At 32.7% G+C, this 15,316-nt stretch carries 19 protein-coding genes and 1 other annotated feature; of the genes, 11 read left to right on the plus strand and 8 right to left on the minus strand.

Annotated features, from left to right (window positions below; genetic code table 11):
- Nucleotides 1-5 precede the first annotated feature (5 nt).
- Nucleotides 6-821 carry a thermonuclease family protein gene (locus tag JJJ02_RS00595; RefSeq protein WP_240836786.1) on the plus strand — a complete coding sequence of 272 codons (816 nt, stop codon included), beginning with the start codon at nucleotides 6-8 and terminating at the stop codon, nucleotides 819-821.
- Nucleotides 822-839: 18 nt separating this feature from the next.
- On the opposite strand, the gene JJJ02_RS00600 is transcribed toward JJJ02_RS00595, so the two are convergent.
- Complete coding sequence (locus JJJ02_RS00600; protein ID WP_240836788.1) at nucleotides 840-1,052, minus strand: helix-turn-helix domain-containing protein; 213 nt, start codon at nucleotides 1,050-1,052, stop codon at nucleotides 840-842.
- Between the two features lie 9 nt (nucleotides 1,053-1,061).
- Complete coding sequence (locus tag JJJ02_RS00605) at nucleotides 1,062-1,541, minus strand: hypothetical protein (protein ID WP_240836790.1); 480 nt, start codon at nucleotides 1,539-1,541, stop codon at nucleotides 1,062-1,064.
- Nucleotides 1,542-1,709: 168 nt separating this feature from the next.
- Here JJJ02_RS00605 and JJJ02_RS00610 point away from each other — a divergent pair, with 168 nt between their 5' ends.
- Complete coding sequence (locus tag JJJ02_RS00610; protein WP_240836792.1) at nucleotides 1,710-1,931, plus strand: hypothetical protein; 222 nt, start codon at nucleotides 1,710-1,712, stop codon at nucleotides 1,929-1,931.
- Nucleotides 1,932-1,953: 22 nt separating this feature from the next.
- On the opposite strand, the gene JJJ02_RS00615 is transcribed toward JJJ02_RS00610, so the two are convergent.
- Both JJJ02_RS00615 and JJJ02_RS00620 read right to left on the minus strand, forming a co-directional pair.
- A complete protein-coding gene (locus JJJ02_RS00615; RefSeq protein ID WP_240836794.1) occupies nucleotides 1,954-2,589 on the minus strand; it encodes a hypothetical protein in 636 nt (211 codons plus the stop codon).
- Nucleotide 2,590: 1 nt separating this feature from the next.
- Nucleotides 2,591-3,127 (minus strand): GNAT family N-acetyltransferase, encoded by a 537-nt coding sequence (locus JJJ02_RS00620; protein ID WP_240836796.1) that lies wholly within the window; start codon nucleotides 3,125-3,127, stop codon nucleotides 2,591-2,593.
- Between the two features lie 88 nt (nucleotides 3,128-3,215).
- Here JJJ02_RS00620 and JJJ02_RS00625 point away from each other — a divergent pair, with 88 nt between their 5' ends.
- The 3 genes from JJJ02_RS00625 (at nucleotide 3,216) to JJJ02_RS00635 (ending at nucleotide 4,588) form a co-directional block, all read left to right on the plus strand.
- On the plus strand, nucleotides 3,216-3,599 hold the full coding sequence (locus JJJ02_RS00625) for a VOC family protein (RefSeq protein WP_240836798.1): 384 nt from the start codon (nucleotides 3,216-3,218) through the stop codon (nucleotides 3,597-3,599).
- A 62-nt stretch (nucleotides 3,600-3,661) separates the two neighbouring features.
- Entirely contained in the window at nucleotides 3,662-3,838 is a 177-nt protein-coding gene (locus tag JJJ02_RS00630) for a hypothetical protein (protein WP_158554216.1), read from the plus strand.
- Between the two features lie 99 nt (nucleotides 3,839-3,937).
- Complete coding sequence (locus JJJ02_RS00635; protein ID WP_240836800.1) at nucleotides 3,938-4,588, plus strand: SDR family oxidoreductase; 651 nt, start codon at nucleotides 3,938-3,940, stop codon at nucleotides 4,586-4,588.
- Nucleotides 4,589-4,688: 100 nt separating this feature from the next.
- Here the strand turns inward: JJJ02_RS00635 and JJJ02_RS00640 are convergent, their stop codons facing one another.
- Genes JJJ02_RS00640 through JJJ02_RS00650 form a run of 3 tightly spaced genes read right to left on the minus strand, consistent with a single transcriptional unit; the run spans nucleotide 4,689 to nucleotide 8,223 of the window.
- A complete protein-coding gene (locus JJJ02_RS00640; protein WP_239242584.1) occupies nucleotides 4,689-5,954 on the minus strand; it encodes a PTS ascorbate transporter subunit IIC in 1,266 nt (421 codons plus the stop codon).
- Between the two features lie 16 nt (nucleotides 5,955-5,970).
- Nucleotides 5,971-6,237, minus strand: a complete 267-nt coding sequence (locus tag JJJ02_RS00645; RefSeq protein WP_239242583.1) for a PTS sugar transporter subunit IIB — start codon at nucleotides 6,235-6,237, stop codon at nucleotides 5,971-5,973.
- A gap of 15 nt (nucleotides 6,238-6,252) precedes the next feature.
- Complete coding sequence (locus JJJ02_RS00650) at nucleotides 6,253-8,223, minus strand: BglG family transcription antiterminator (protein ID WP_240836802.1); 1,971 nt, start codon at nucleotides 8,221-8,223, stop codon at nucleotides 6,253-6,255.
- A 525-nt stretch (nucleotides 8,224-8,748) separates the two neighbouring features.
- Nucleotides 8,749-8,991: a binding site (T-box leader), on the plus strand.
- Between the two features lie 104 nt (nucleotides 8,992-9,095).
- On the opposite strand from JJJ02_RS00650, the gene JJJ02_RS00655 reads away from it, so the two are divergent.
- From JJJ02_RS00655 to JJJ02_RS00680, 6 genes are all read left to right on the plus strand, one after another.
- Entirely contained in the window at nucleotides 9,096-10,238 is a 1,143-nt protein-coding gene (locus JJJ02_RS00655) for a 5-methyltetrahydropteroyltriglutamate--homocysteine S-methyltransferase (RefSeq protein ID WP_239242581.1), read from the plus strand.
- Nucleotides 10,239-10,339: 101 nt separating this feature from the next.
- Nucleotides 10,340-11,005 carry a YjjG family noncanonical pyrimidine nucleotidase gene (locus JJJ02_RS00660; RefSeq protein WP_239242580.1) on the plus strand — a complete coding sequence of 222 codons (666 nt, stop codon included), beginning with the start codon at nucleotides 10,340-10,342 and terminating at the stop codon, nucleotides 11,003-11,005.
- A gap of 87 nt (nucleotides 11,006-11,092) precedes the next feature.
- Entirely contained in the window at nucleotides 11,093-11,416 is a 324-nt protein-coding gene (locus JJJ02_RS00665; RefSeq protein WP_239242579.1) for a general stress protein, read from the plus strand.
- Nucleotides 11,416-11,613 (plus strand): DUF6440 family protein, encoded by a 198-nt coding sequence (locus tag JJJ02_RS00670; RefSeq protein ID WP_239242578.1) that lies wholly within the window; start codon nucleotides 11,416-11,418, stop codon nucleotides 11,611-11,613. Before JJJ02_RS00665 ends, JJJ02_RS00670 begins: the two co-directional genes overlap by 1 nt.
- 104 nt (nucleotides 11,614-11,717) lie before the next feature.
- A complete protein-coding gene (locus JJJ02_RS00675) occupies nucleotides 11,718-12,566 on the plus strand; it encodes an N-acetylglucosaminidase (protein ID WP_111716470.1) in 849 nt (282 codons plus the stop codon).
- Between the two features lie 118 nt (nucleotides 12,567-12,684).
- Nucleotides 12,685-14,319, plus strand: a complete 1,635-nt coding sequence (locus JJJ02_RS00680; RefSeq protein ID WP_240836804.1) for a peptide ABC transporter substrate-binding protein — start codon at nucleotides 12,685-12,687, stop codon at nucleotides 14,317-14,319.
- Between the two features lie 43 nt (nucleotides 14,320-14,362).
- Here the strand turns inward: JJJ02_RS00680 and JJJ02_RS00685 are convergent, their stop codons facing one another.
- On the minus strand, nucleotides 14,363-15,280 hold the full coding sequence (locus tag JJJ02_RS00685; protein WP_240836806.1) for a DUF6612 family protein: 918 nt from the start codon (nucleotides 15,278-15,280) through the stop codon (nucleotides 14,363-14,365).
- Nucleotides 15,281-15,316 lie beyond the last annotated feature (36 nt).

A 15,316-nucleotide genomic window follows, 5' to 3' on the forward strand; every position in this document is an offset into this window, starting at 1 on the left:
TTTTTATGAAAGTGTTAAAAATGTTTATTGCAATAATTTTATTATTTATACTCGTTCCACAAAAAGAATCACAGGCATTGTCATCGAAATACAATGTACAATACGTTTCAGTGGTTGATGGTGACACAGCGTACGTAAAACTTGGTAAAAAGACGATTAAGATTCGTATGTTACTCATCGACACACCAGAATCAAAAGATCCGAAAAAGCCTGTTCAACCTTATGCCAAAGAAGCGGCAAAATATTTAGAGAATTATATGAGATACGGTAAACTCCAAATTCAATATGACAACAATCAGAAGTTAGATAAGTACGGTCGTCATCTTGTATATCTTTATGCAAACGGCAAATTAGTTAATAAAGAAATGGTGCGTTATGGCTATGCGCGTGTAGGTTACGTATATACACAGAAATATTACTTAAATTTATTAAAGACAAATGAATCACATGCGAAACAGAAGCATTATAAAATATGGTCAATTAAAGGTTATGTAAATCCATTAGGTGAGGGATATATTTATAAAGAAACTGCTAAACCTGTTAAATCAACGACAAGTAGTAATGTATCTGGATTTGTTTCAACGAATAATACGAGCACAGTTCAAAAATCACCAACACCATCTCGTGCTGGTTATCCAACTTCTCGCTATAAAGCTGGTGCACCTAAAGTGCTTGCTAATTGTACTGAAGTGAAACAATATTATCCTTATGGTATTACGGATAGTCACATTTCGTATCAATCTAAATTTGATCGCGATGGTGACAGAATGGGTTGTGAAGCGTCAGGTATTAAGTATCAAAGCTGGATGGCAAATAACTAGAAAGAAGGTATCTGAAAATTATTCAGATATCTTCTTTTCATTGATGATAATATCACCAGGCTGACAATCAAGGTAATCACAAATTGCTTCTAAAGTACTGAAACGCACTGCTTTTGCTTTTCCAGTCTTTAAGATTGAAAGATTTGCAATGGTGACATCAACTGCGTTCGATAACTCTGTTAAAGAAACATTACGTTCTTTTAATACTTCATCTAACTTTATTTTGATCATCGTGTACACCTAAATCGTTAAGTCATGTTCTTCTTTAATTTTACTTGATGCTTCATAGATAAATAATGAGGTAATAATGACAATACCTAAGATAAATAATAACAGATTTGTTTCTACCGTAGTATCTAATAATATTAAATATTCTACCGGTGCGTTTAGGTATTTCTTAACTAAATTAAATGCACCAAATGATATTGTTAATGTCGCAATAAGAAATAACTTATCATGATTGATCGTATTAAAATAATCTGCAACGTCAACTTTTTTCATTAGCTGGTATGTATTTATTAATATCGTTAATAATATTATACATTGAATAATATAGACCAAAAAGTAATATAAACCACGATTTGTAAAGGTCCATAGATTAGTACTGATGGGACTTGATAAGAAATCTGAAATTGTCAGAAATGTTGTTAGTAGTGTGATAATAATTGTGAATAGAACGAAATACTTTGTAAATTTTAAAGATGCAATGCTTTTATTCATATCAATCTCTCCTTTATCGTTTTACAATAAAAATATAACATTAAATTTATCGAATTACAATAAAAATTATCGTTTTTCGATAAAAAAATTTACATTTTATGTTTTAATCTCTATTTATGGTATAATACATTTAAGAAATATATCTTATTTTGCAAAGGAGAATGTGTTATGACTGAGAAGAATAATCACTGGCCACCGAAACATCATGGTGAACACAATCCTGCAGGTCGTACTGGCAATACAAATTATGATACACCAGGTTTAAAAGGTAGAGAAGACGACACTTATGCAAAAGCTGCCTTTGGTGGAGCGGACTTTAATAACGATATATTCGGCAGAATCGCAAATATATTCATCAATAGAGACGAAGGTAGAAATTCGAAGAATTAATATAATAAGAAGCAAGATTCCATCATGTACTAATGGAATCTTGCTTTTTTAAATTTTGTTGTAATCTTTTATAAATTTTTTCTAATTCAAAGTAATACGGACTATCAAACGCGTTACGTTTAAAATCATGATTGAGATGTTCAAAGAATAATGTAAGTCCATCATGAACTGCTTGTTGATATGATTCAAACGTACAAGATACTTTGCTGATTTCTTTTTTTGTATATTGACTAATATCCGTCACTAAATCATTTTCAGTTAGTCTTTTACCTTCTTCCGTCAGTACTAAGTCATGCGTTTCAATATTAATTTTATCGTCAATGATCTCGGTGATTACTTTATAATTAATATCCAGATAGTCGAAATCATGGGATTGTTGAATTGTTGTTAAATATAAATCATACCATAGTAGATATAAGTCGCTTGAAGTAATATCTCTTGGAATTATAGTTTTGTTATTAACGATTAACTCAATACTCCCTTCGAAATATCCTTCGTTTTCTTTTAGTACAATCTTTTCCAGCTGTTTAAATGTATTGCTAAGTGGGATATATTCTGTGTCAGGAAATTCACTTTGCAGTAAATAGTACATTGCTGAGTGATCATAAGGATTGATTGAAACCGTATTTGTGAAAGTATTTATGGTTATATTATCCATTTTAGTTTACTCCTTTGATGTCAATCCAGTAACGTTCAACATCAATATCATCATATTCATCATAAACAACGGATTCAAATTTCCCGCCGTTCGCAATTATCGTTTTTCTGCTACCGATATTATCGACATCACATGTAATCAAAGCACGCTCAACTTCTTTTTCCTGTAAGAACTTTAGACTTTCTTTAAGCATCCATTTTGCGATACCTTTTCTTCTTTCATCAGGTCGCACAGAATAACCGACATGCCCACCAATTTTTAATAAATGTTCATTGAGGTAGTGTCGGATATTTACCATGCCAACTATTTTATTATCTTCATTTACACATAGGAATTGCGTTGCAGGGACCATGCCATGAGGAATACGTTCGAGGTTATCACTATACTGTATTTTGTTAAACCACTCGTCGAAATCTTCGAATTTGTGGAGTGACGTTGAACCGTGGATTACTTCTTTTCTCGCATTAAATTCTTGCTTGTATCTTAAGATATCTTCTTTGAATTGTAGTGTAGGTCGAACGAGTCTTAGATTTGTCATTGTGGTAACCCCTTTATATTTTTTTTATGATTATACACTAAGATATGTTAAATTTATATTAAGAATTAAGAAAGATGAAGATTCTATCATGAAGATTGAACATGTTGCGATGTATGTGAAAGATTTAGAGATGATGAAGGCATTTTATTGTCACCATTTCAACGGAAAAGCGAATTCAAAGTATTATAATCCAAAGACTGGATTAGAGACATACTTTATTACTTTTGAAGACAGTGCCCGTTTAGAATTAATGACGCGTCCTGGTGTGAATGAAGCATCTGATGATTTATGGGTATACGGACTTACACACTTAGCGATGAGTGTTGGAAGTAAAGAGACAGTGAATCAATTAACACAAACACTGATTGATGCAGGATGTGAACATATTTCGGGACCTCGTACGACAGGTGATGGATATTATGAAAGTTGTATCAAAGATCCTGAAGGAAATCAGATTGAAATAACAGAATAAAGATGGAATTATTATGAAATTTTAGCTATTATATGTGTATAAAATAATATAGGGGTGTCAATATGTTAAAGTTTTTCAAGCGTAAAAGGAAAGAAACAAAGAGTACATATCCACCGAAACATGCGACAAGTGAATATAATCCAGATGCTAATCAAACCGTCGATAATAAAATGCAGAAAAAACTAGGTGAGAAACCTGCTCAAGTACTAAATAATAACCAAAGCGGCATTAATTTATAACCATCACAAAATGTGATGGTTTTTTGATATAAACAGATAAATTGAATTTTGTATTGTGTGCTGTACAATGATGGTACAAATTCGAAAGGGTGATTTTTAGTGAAAACATTAATTATCGGAGCAAATGGACAGGTAGGTAAACAACTTGTTGAGAAGTTAGCGAAGAATAGTGATGTAACACCTATCGCGGTCATTCGCAAGGATGAACAAAAGCCATATTTTGATGGATTAAATGTCGAAGCGAGAATATTAGATTTGGAAGATGATCTACCAGCATATGAAAGTGTATTTAAAGATGTCGATAGCGTAATATTTACAGCAGGTTCTGGTGGTAGTACAGGTGCTGATAAAACAATGCTGATTGATCTAGATGCTGCCGTGAAAACGATTGATACAGCTAAGAAAGTTGGCATTAAACGTTTTGTCATGGTGAGTTCGTTTGATACAACACGTAACGCAATTCAAGAAGCTGATGCTGGTTTCAGACCTTATGTTGTAGCAAAGCATTATGCTGATAACGTATTAAGAGCAGCTGGACTAGATTATACAATTGTTCATCCAGGAATCTTATCAGACGATGCTGAAACTGGTACTGTCAAAGTTGCAGAAACATTAGAAGTTGCTAAGATCACAAGAGCAGACGTGTCCGAAGTCTTGAAGACGGTTATTGAGAATGACAATACTGTCGGCAAAGAGTTCCAAGTGGTCAATGGTGATACAGCGATTGCGGATGCGATTGGTAGATTATAAGATTATTAAACAGATTATTTTGATATTAAACACAATAAAGCATCCACAGTAAAATTCTACTGTGGATGCTTTATTATTTAATGATAGCTTATATATATTTTTACGCTCCAAATAATTTCAATATTGCACTGATTAATATTCCTACAACGCCAAAGTCAGCATCACCAAACGTAGTATTCTGGAAACCTAAGTCTCCTAAAAGCGGTAATAATAGTGCAGGTAGTAAACTAATTACTAATCCGTTAGCAATTGATCCGAAGATTGCTCCACGTCGTCCGCCAGTAGCATTTCCGAATACACCCGCTGTTGCTCCAGTGAAGAAATGAGGAACAAGTCCAGGAACGATAACTTTAAGACCTAAGATAGGTAATATAAACATCGAAATAATTCCAGCTAAGAAACTAAATAAAAAACCAATAATTACTGCATTAGGTGCGAATGGAAAAACAGTTGGACAGTCTAACGCAGGCTTCGCATTCGGTACTAGTTTATCAGCAATACCTTTAAATGCAGGTACAATTTCTGCAATTAACATTCGTACACCAGCGAGAACAATGTATACTCCAGCAGCAAACGTGATGGCTTGAATGAAAGAGAATACTAAAAAGTTGGAACCATTAGATAGCTCTTTCTCAACATAGCCAGGGCCAGCAAATAAAGCAACGATTAAAAATAATATTGTCATAGTTAGTGAAACAGCAACAGATGTATCACGTAAAAACCCTAATGATTTAGGAACTTTAATAGTTTCAGTTGAATTTTCTTTATTGCCTACAACTTTTCCTATTGTTGCTGAAATAAAATATCCAACTGATCCAAAATGACCAATTGCAAAATCATCTGAACCTGTAATTTGACGGACTGTAGGTTGTAATAACGCAGGAAATAACACCATACATAGCCCCAAGATTACAGAGCCTATTGCTATTATCGCAAAATTATTTAAGTTCGAAACAGACAAAGTTGCTGCAATTAAACATGCCATAAATAGTGTATGATGACCTGTTAAAAAGACATATTTAAATTTTGTAAAGCGAGCAAATACTAAGTTCATTATCATACCAAAAACCATTATCATTGCTGTAGCCGTACCTATTTTTTCTTGTGCAACAGCTACAATTGCTTCATTATTTGGAATAATTCCTTTAACATGAAATGCTGCATCAAACATTTTCCCAAAAATATCTAATGAGCCTATAATAACATTCGCACCAGCACCAATAATAATGAATCCCATAACAGTTTTAAGTGTGCCTGAAACAACACTAGCAATATCCTTCTTTTGTAATAGAAGGCCTAGTAGAGCAAATAATCCCACGAGAATAGCTGGTGTACCTAATATATCTTTCATTAATATATCTAGCATTTTTTCCACATCCTTTTTATAAAAGTGGTGATAATTTTTCTTTTATTTCAGGTACATTCATAACGTTTTGTAAGGTAACGATAGTTCTTGAACCGTCTTCTAGATTCCCCATGATATCTTCGGCTCCTAAAAATATATCAGCAGTTTCAGTTTTAGCAGATGCTAAATCAGTATGTGACACTTCTGCGTCTTTACCAAGTTCAGTTAATGCTTTCTTTACGTTCATTTCCATGATGAAGCTTGATCCTAATCCATTACCACATACAACTAATATTTTTTTCATTTTAATTTCCTCCATTTATAAATTAATATTATTTATCAATTTAATGATTTCTTTTTTATTTTTAGCAGATTTTAATATTTCTAAATATTCGTCATTTCCAAGGATTTCTGTCATTTCTGCTAGTGCTTTTAAATGAGTATTTTGATCTTTTGCAGATAATACAATCATAGCTTTTACAGGTTTATTATTCGGGAAAATAACTGGTTTAGTAAAGTTAGCAAATGACAAACCAACTTCATTTGCACCATCTTCAGGACGTGCATGAGGGATGGCTATTTCAGGCATAATAACAATATATGGACCAAGATCTATTACAGATTGTATCATTGCTTTAATATAAGACTCTTTAATAATCTCTCTAGCTAGAAGTGGAGAAGAAGCTTTTTCAATACTATCTTCCCATGTATTTACATCGAGATTAATCTGTATAAATTCCTCTGTTAGCAATTCTTTTAGCATAGGTTGATAACCCTCCTTAAAGTAGTACTTAGGTTTTAATAATTCTTTAATAGCTTGAAATAATTGTTTTTCGTTTTTTACTTCAGCATGTTTATTGATAACATCCATTAAATCATTGATAGAATATTTAGGTCTAAACGGTATATTCATATTTTCATTTAATTTTTCATTTAAATATTCTAATTCATTTACTGTCAACAACTCGGAAATTAAAAAAACTGGTTTTTCACTTTCAATAGCGTGTGTTGAAAAAATGATATCTACTTGATCACTCAGTTCTTGTACCTTAATAATAGAAGTAGGAGGCAGAAAGATGAGTGATGGAAAATATGATTTAAGTTTTTGTGTAAGTGAATGACTTATGGCCAGGCCATTGGGGCAGGCAACAATTGCAATTTCATGATTAGTAACCGTGTTTCCTTGACTACGAATTACACCAGCAAAATAAAGAGCCCATAAAACAATTTCATTATCACTAAATTTGATTTCAAGTTCATATTCTAAGTTTTTTATAGCACGCTTTGTAAAAGTGATAATTGGTAATAATGATGATTGAACAAGTGATTCAGTATTTACTATAGTATTTATCCCATACTTTGCCCGTAAGACAGCAGGATAGAAATGACGAATTAATTGTTGAATTAACTTATCTTTATCTATTATTATTACGCCACTAAAAATTTCAAAATTATGAATAAATCTTAAAATTAATTGTTCTGAATATTTATCAGTTGGGTGTGAGTCATTCGTAATCATACTTGTACTTTGGATCATAAGTAATACAAGTGGATGGAATCCGCTTATATGATTTTCTTTTTCAAATTGATTGCTCTTTATTTCTAATTGTTCGTTATCTAATTTTGATTTAAAGTAGTTATTATCAATAATAAATAATGCGAATTGAATTGCCTTTCTGTGATTATCACTAAAAGAGTGAGCTAGTTGTGTTTCTATATTACTAATATCATTCGAATACTTTGTATCTAAATCTATCTTTTCTTGATTTGCAATAAATGATACTAGATAATTTGCGAAAAACTTTGGTGCAATTTGATGAACAAGATTTATAAATAATAAATCTCTATCTTCAGCATTCATTTTTAGGTTGTATCCATTTGTTCTATTGTATTCCAAAATACCATTCAAATTTTTAACTTGATCTTTTAATACTTTTATATCCTGTAAAATAGTATTCCTTGATACATTTCCAAATTTAATTAAATGCTCTATAGAGATATAATCAGATTCTAATAATAAATAGAACAATAAAATATTTATTCGTTGATCTTCAGTAAATATAATATCTTGATATTTTATTGCTGAATAATTTTGATTAAATATTTTAGTGTCATTAATTAATACTTCTTCTTTATTTATTATTATGTTAAAAGTGTCTGATATTTTATCCAATTCATATTTTAATTTCTTATTGGAAATATTTAATTGATAGTTCAAATCTCGAATAGATATTATTTGTTGCTTCATTAAAATATCTAAAATTTTTAAGTTGAGTTCAGATAACTGCATTGTCTCACCTCACTATCTATTTTCATTATAAAACTCCATATTTAATTTTAAAATAATGATTGAGTACAACTTTTAGAATTAAAAACTTCAAGAATTGTACTTTAAGTTTTATTAAGGAAACTTCATAAGGTTTTTACACGTTACAGATAGCCAGGCATCAGAAGAAAAAGTTAAAAGATGCTCACTTTGTTTTAGAGGTGGGCAATAATTGTATAAAAAAGTAATCAAGTGCCCACTTTGTTTTAGGGGTGGGCAATAATTGTAAAAAACAGTAATCGGGTGCCCACTTTGTTTTAGAGGTGGGCAATAATTGTATAAAAAAGTAATAAGGTGCCCACTTTGTTTTAGGGGTGGGCAATAATTGTATAAAAAAGTAAATGGCTGCTTACATTCTCACGCACCAAAAGTAAGAATCTAACAAAAGTTGCGCGTACCACACCAAAATCCAATTTAAAAATAAGAATTTTCAGAATTGTTGTTGACAAATAGAAACATCGTTCTTATAATGTGTATTAATTCAATATTTACAAAACGTACAGAGGAAAGTAAACTTACGAATTTCTACAGCGAGCTTCAGGTGGTGAGATGGAGTGTTTGAACTAAGTTGAAAATGGCCTCTTTAGTTGCATGCTGAACGTATTCTAGTAGGTTATGTCCGAGGATTGGCGCTCGTTATCAACGTCAGAGTATTATTTGTACTCAATGAGGTATAGTCAGTGATGGCTATATGAATAAAGGTGGTACCGTGGGAAACCCCTCACCCTTTACTAAAGTGTAAAGGAGTGTGGGGTTTTTTATTATGGCTGATAGTGATATGTACGACATGCAAATATATATAAACAAAAAATTAAACTTACTGGAGGATGATCAATATGACTAATACAATCAAACAACCAAAATTCGATTATGTAGGCAGTTTCTTAAGACCGGAAGCATTAAAAGTGGCACGTGAAAAATTTAAAAATAACGAAATTACGCAGGATGAACTGACAAAAATTGAAAATGAAGAAATCTTAAAGTTAATTCAAAAATTAGATGAACTTGGTTATGAAACAGTGACGGATGGTGAGTTCAGACGTAGTTACTGGCATCTGGATTTCTTCTTTGGATTCAATGGTATTGAACAGCAGCAGCTAGATCATGGTTATCAGTTTAACAATATTGAAACACGTAGTGATTCAGTAAAGTTCGTGGATAAAATTAATGGGAAAGATCATCCGTTCGTTGAGCATTTTAAATTTGTAAGAAATAACGCACCGAGTCATTTAACAGTAAAGCAGACAATACCTGCACCTGCGCAGTTACTCGTTGAATTAACACGACCTGGTGTAAAAGAGACAGTAGATGCTGTGTACCCGGATAAAAAAGAACTATATGATGATATCGTTACAACATATAAACAGGTAATCGATGACTTACATAAAGAAGGATTAAAAGTTCTGCAACTGGATGACTGTTCATGGGGCATTCATATCTCACCGGAAATTCGAGAAAAAATTCATGGACAAGGTGGAGGTACGGATAAATCTAGCGAAGCGTTGATTCAGGAAATTTTAGAGATTAATAACCGTGTCATTGCGAATGCGCCAGATGATTTAATCATAAATACTCATGTTTGCCGTGGTAATTATAAATCTGATTATGCATCAAGCGGACCATATACAACAGTAGCTGAAGAGTTATTTGGTAAAGAAAATGTCGATGGCTATTATTTAGAGTACGATACAGAACGCGCAGGTGGATTCGAGCCTCTAGAAAAAGTAAGTGGAGAGAAGAAAGTTGTGTTAGGCTTGATAACTTCTAAGTTTCCTGAGCTAGAAGATAAAGAAGCGATTAAAGAAAGAATTAAGGAAGCAACAAAATATATCCCTCTAGAGCGATTAAGTTTAAGTCCACAATGTGGCTTTGCATCAACAGAAGAAGGGAATATACTCACTGAAGAAGATCAATGGAAAAAATTGCAGCTGATAAAAGAGATAAGTGAAGAGGTATTTGCGGATTCTTTAGTTAAATAAACTTTTATAATAACCTAAGCCCATGCTTAGGTTATTATTATGCTGATAGATATTATTGACAACTATAATATAATAGAAGAAAAAACAAAGAAGGTTTAACAATGTACAAATATATTCTATTTGATATAGATAATACGTTACTTGATTTCAGCAAAGGTGAAAGAGAAGCGATTCGTGCTGTGTTTGATTCTGAAGGGATTGATGATAGTGAGGAAAACTTTAAACGTTATTCAGAGATTAACAAATCGATGTGGGGCTTACTTGAAGAGGGTAAACTTGTGAAACAAGAGGTGCTGACGAAACGTTTTGAGGTGTTCTTTAGCGAGAAAGGGATTAATGTAAATCCTCAGGAGAAAGAGAATATCTTTAGAATTGGTATCAATGAAAATCATCAGCTTGTGCCACATGCAATTGAAATTCTTGAATACGTTAAGTCGAAGGGTTATGTGATTTGTTCAGCAACAAATGGTGTGTTACATACTCAGATGCGTCGCATGACAGATGCAAATATTATCTCATACTTCGACCATCAATTTATTTCAGAAGCAGTAGGATACGAGAAACCTCAGAAAGCCTTTTTCGATGTGATTATAGAATCATTAAATATTACAGATTTATCAGAAGTTCTGATGATTGGTGATACTGAAACTTCAGATATTTATGGTGCCATCAATGCTGGTATTGATGCCTGTTATTTCGGTTCGAATAAAGAGAGTAAGGCGAAATATCGTATCCATAATTTATTAGAACTTAAAAATATTATTTAAATCTTCTTACGTAAAATAACTAGTTTTGTTTCATAATAAGTTGTTATGGGAATAGTAAGGTAACACAATGCTTTGGAGGAGATTAACGTGAAATTTGTAGATGCTTTCACAAGTGAACAACCTTTACATGGCAAGATTGAACAGTTAAGAGAAGAAGGTATTGATACGCGTGATTTATTTATCGTTTCAAAAAGTAAGATAGACGGACTGGCATTGATTGATCAGGACGTTAATTATGTTAGTGCTGATGGTAATATGCCGGACAAGATTAAAGCATTCTTCACAGGTAAAGACGTTTCTAGTCATCATTATGAAGCGGAAAATTTATCTAATATTTCAAAGGTTGATTACAAAAGAGCACTCGATGCAGGACAGATGTTACTATTTATCAAATCACTGGGGGAAAAATAATGTCTCGTGAAAATAAACGATTTTCAAATATTAAAGATGGTTCAGATAAAGGTTCAAAGATGATGAGTACTTATATCATTACTGATGAACAAACAGGTGTGCAATATTTGTACGCTGCAATGGGTTATGGTGCTGGTTTAACACCGATAGTGGATAGTGAAGGTAAACCAGTACTTGCGCCTGGCTATCCGAAATAGAGATTGGATGAGACTTAGGTCTCGTCTTTTTTTATATGTGTTTAATTTCACAAAAAGAGTTATAGTATAATAAATAATTAAATAGATTAAATTAGGAGTACACGATGGCGAAAATTACTAAACGACAGGAAAAAAGAAATAAAATGATATTGTTATTGATACTTTGCGGCATTGCATGCATCATTTATTTAATGATAGGTTATTCGATTAAACAATACGAAAAGAAAATGATGAATTATAAAGTTGAAATGCCACATTCATATCAATTTGCATTGAATCAACAGATGAAAAGTGCAGCTCAGTTCTCTAATGGCGTCGTGTGGAAAAATGCGACGAAAAAACAGATTGATTATTATTTAAATCCTAAAAAATACTATCATCACCCTGAACAGCGTTACCAGTTTTTAAATCTTGGCATGAGTCAGAAAGTAGCTGCTGCTAAATTAAATACCCTACTTAAAGGGAAAGGCACTTTAGATGGTCTCGGTACAACATTCGCTAAAGCGAGTCGTATTGAAGATATCAATGAAATCTATCTGGTCAATCATGCGTTACTTGAGACAGGTAAAGGTAAGAGTGAACTAGCGCGTGGGGTTAAAGTCGATGATAAAGGACGCGTTGGTAAAGGTGATAAGAAATATTATAATTTCTTCGGTATTGGTGCGTATGATCATGACCCGGTAAATGAAGCGGCGAAGTTTGCCTTTAAAGAAGGATGGGATACACCTGAGAAAGCTGTGATGGGTGGTGCGAAATTCATTAAAGATGAATTTATATCTAAAGCACATCAAAATACTTTGTACGGCATGCGCTTTAATCCAAATCATCCTGGCAAACATCAATATGCTACAGATGTACGCTGGGCACATCATAACGCACGCGGTATTGCAAAAGACTATCAAAGATTAAATTTAGAGGGTAAGTACTTTACTCGTTACTATTATAAACAGTAAGCAGACGCTTACTGTTTTTTTATACATAAAAATTTATTTTAATAAAAGATTGAATTATCAGAATTTTTAATATAAAATAATTTTAAGTTAGTACTTTATTCATTTAGGGGGAGAAAGCATGAGGAAGAATTATTCATGGTTAATTGCATTTATATTAGTATTATCAAGTGTACTCGCTGCATGTAGTGGGGGGAGCGGCGATAAAGATAGTAAGGGGAAACAAGTATTAAATTTAGTAACATCATCTGATATTCCATCGATGAACTCAGCGCTGGCTACTGATATGGTAAGTTTCCAGATGTATGAGAATGTTATGGAAGGATTATATCGTTTAGATAAAGATACGAAGCCGGTTCCAGCATTAGCTGAAGGAGATCCAAAAGAAACAGATGGTGGTAAGACGTGGACAATTAAATTACGTAAAGATGCAAAATGGTCGAATGGAGATCCTGTTACAGCGAACGACTTCGTTTACGCATGGAGAAACGTTGTAGATCCTAAGACTGCTTCAGAATATGCTTTTATTATGTATGATATTGAGAATGCTCAGGAAATTAACAAAGGTGAAAAGAAACCTGAAGAGCTTGGTGTTAAAGCAATCGATGATAACACACTTGAAATTAAACTGAAAAATAATCAGCCATATTTCAAAGGGTTACTCGCTTTCGGAACTTTTATGCCTAAAAATGAAAAGTTTGCTAAAAAATTAGGGGATAAATATGGTATCGATGCAAAATCAACGTTATACAACGGTCCATTTAAAATGGCAGAGTGGAAAACAGAAGAAAGCGTAAAGCTCGTTAAGAACGATAAATACTGGGATAAAGATAAGGTGAAGTTAGATGAAATCAACTATAAAGTGATTAAAGATGTGCAAACTGGATTGAATTTATATGAAACAGGTAAAGTGGATTCAGTGGGTGTATCTGCCGAAAACGTAGATAAATATAAGTCTAATAAAGACTTTAAAACAGAATTATCTGCAGCGCAATCATTCTTCAGAATTTCTTATAAAGGTGATCATAAGAAAGAATTATCGAATAAAGATTTACGTTTAGCATTAGCGAAATCTATCGATAAAGATAAGTATGTGAAGAACAATTTAAATAATGGATCTGTAGCGTCAAATCAATTAACACCAAAAGATGTCTATAAAGGACCAGACGGCAGTGACTTCTCTGAAATTGCAGGTGGAGAAAACTTAAAATTTGATAGAGAAAGTGCTAAAGAGGACTGGAAAAAAGCGAAAGCTGCTTTAGGAGTCAATAAATTAGAGTTAGAATTATTAACAGTAGATATCGATACAGCGAAAAAAGATGCTGAGTACTTTAAAGAGCAGTTAGAATCTAACTTAGATGGTTTAACAATTAAGATTAAACAACAACCATTTAAACAAAAATTAGATTTAGAGAAAAAAGGGCAGTATGATATTTCATATGGTAACTGGTTCCCGGATTATGCAGATCCAATGACATTCTTAGATTTATTCTTATCAACTGAAACAAATACTGGATATAATAATCCGGCTTACGATAAGTTAATTGAAGATGCAAAAGGGCCGTTACTGAAAGACCCTGAAGCACGCTGGAAGGCTTTAGGTGAAGCAAGTACGATGTTACTTGATGATGCAGCTTTAATTCCGGTGATTCAACGTGGATCAGCATTTATGGATAAACCATATGTGAAAGGCGTTGTCGTAAACAGCTCTGGTATTAATAACTATAAAGAAGCTTACATTGAAGGCAAGAAATAAATAAAACTACCTTGAGGAAAACCTCAAGGTAGTTTTTTGTATATTATTTTGCTTCAGTTGATGTTTCAGTAGAAGAACTGTTCATTTTGTCCTGCATTTCTTTTTGAACCTCTTCTAGTGGTTTTGCTGATTTTGCAGCAGCAGGCACTGTAATTGCCGGAACTTTATCATAGTTATCATAATTTGCTTTCGTTTCAGTTGCAATTTTCTTATCTTTAATCGTCATATCAACTTTTGTTTCAGTCGTCTTCATCATATAATCTTTATCAAAGTTAATGACTGCTTCACCTTTCACGTCTTCAACTTGTTTTTCAATCGATGAAATTAATTCCTGAGAACCTGTTTGTTCGGCAATCTTTTTATACTCAGCTAAATTTTTAAATTTCTTAGTTAAGCTGTAACCATCAGCTGTTTCTTTAAATTCAGCATCTTTATATCCATCTAATGAATTTAAAGCAGTCGCATAATCTAATTGTTCTAGCTGCTTTTGAACACGTGCGCCCATTGCTTTTGTCACATCCATAAATGTTTTACTGTCAGGTGACATTACAACCTTTTTATCAAAGATATACATATCCATCTTTTGACCCATAGACTCAGTTGTGATTTGAGTTGTCCCTTTGTCATCAACATTCATATCCATGTTCACAGTTGTATCTTTACCATCTGCTGTCATCGTCGTATCTAATACAGCATGGTAACTTTTCGTATCTTTACCTGCATCTTTTGCCTTTTCAATTAAGTCTACAGCATCTTTGTTTTCTTTAGTTGTATCTGCTGTTTCAGAGGTAGTTTCTTTACTTTCAGTAGTTTTAGCTTCTTCAGTTGCTTGATTATCAGTATTAGATTTTGTTGCTTCAGTCTTAGCTTTATCTTCAGTTTTATCGGCAGAATCATTGCCACACGCTGCAAAAATTAAAGTCGTACTAAGTAATGCTGATAATAAATGTTTTGATTTCATAGAAAAATCCTCCTTAAGTCATTAAATAAATCATAG

Source organism: Macrococcus sp. PK (genome assembly GCF_022501545.1).
GTDB lineage: Bacteria > Bacillota > Bacilli > Staphylococcales > Staphylococcaceae > Macrococcoides > Macrococcoides epidermidis.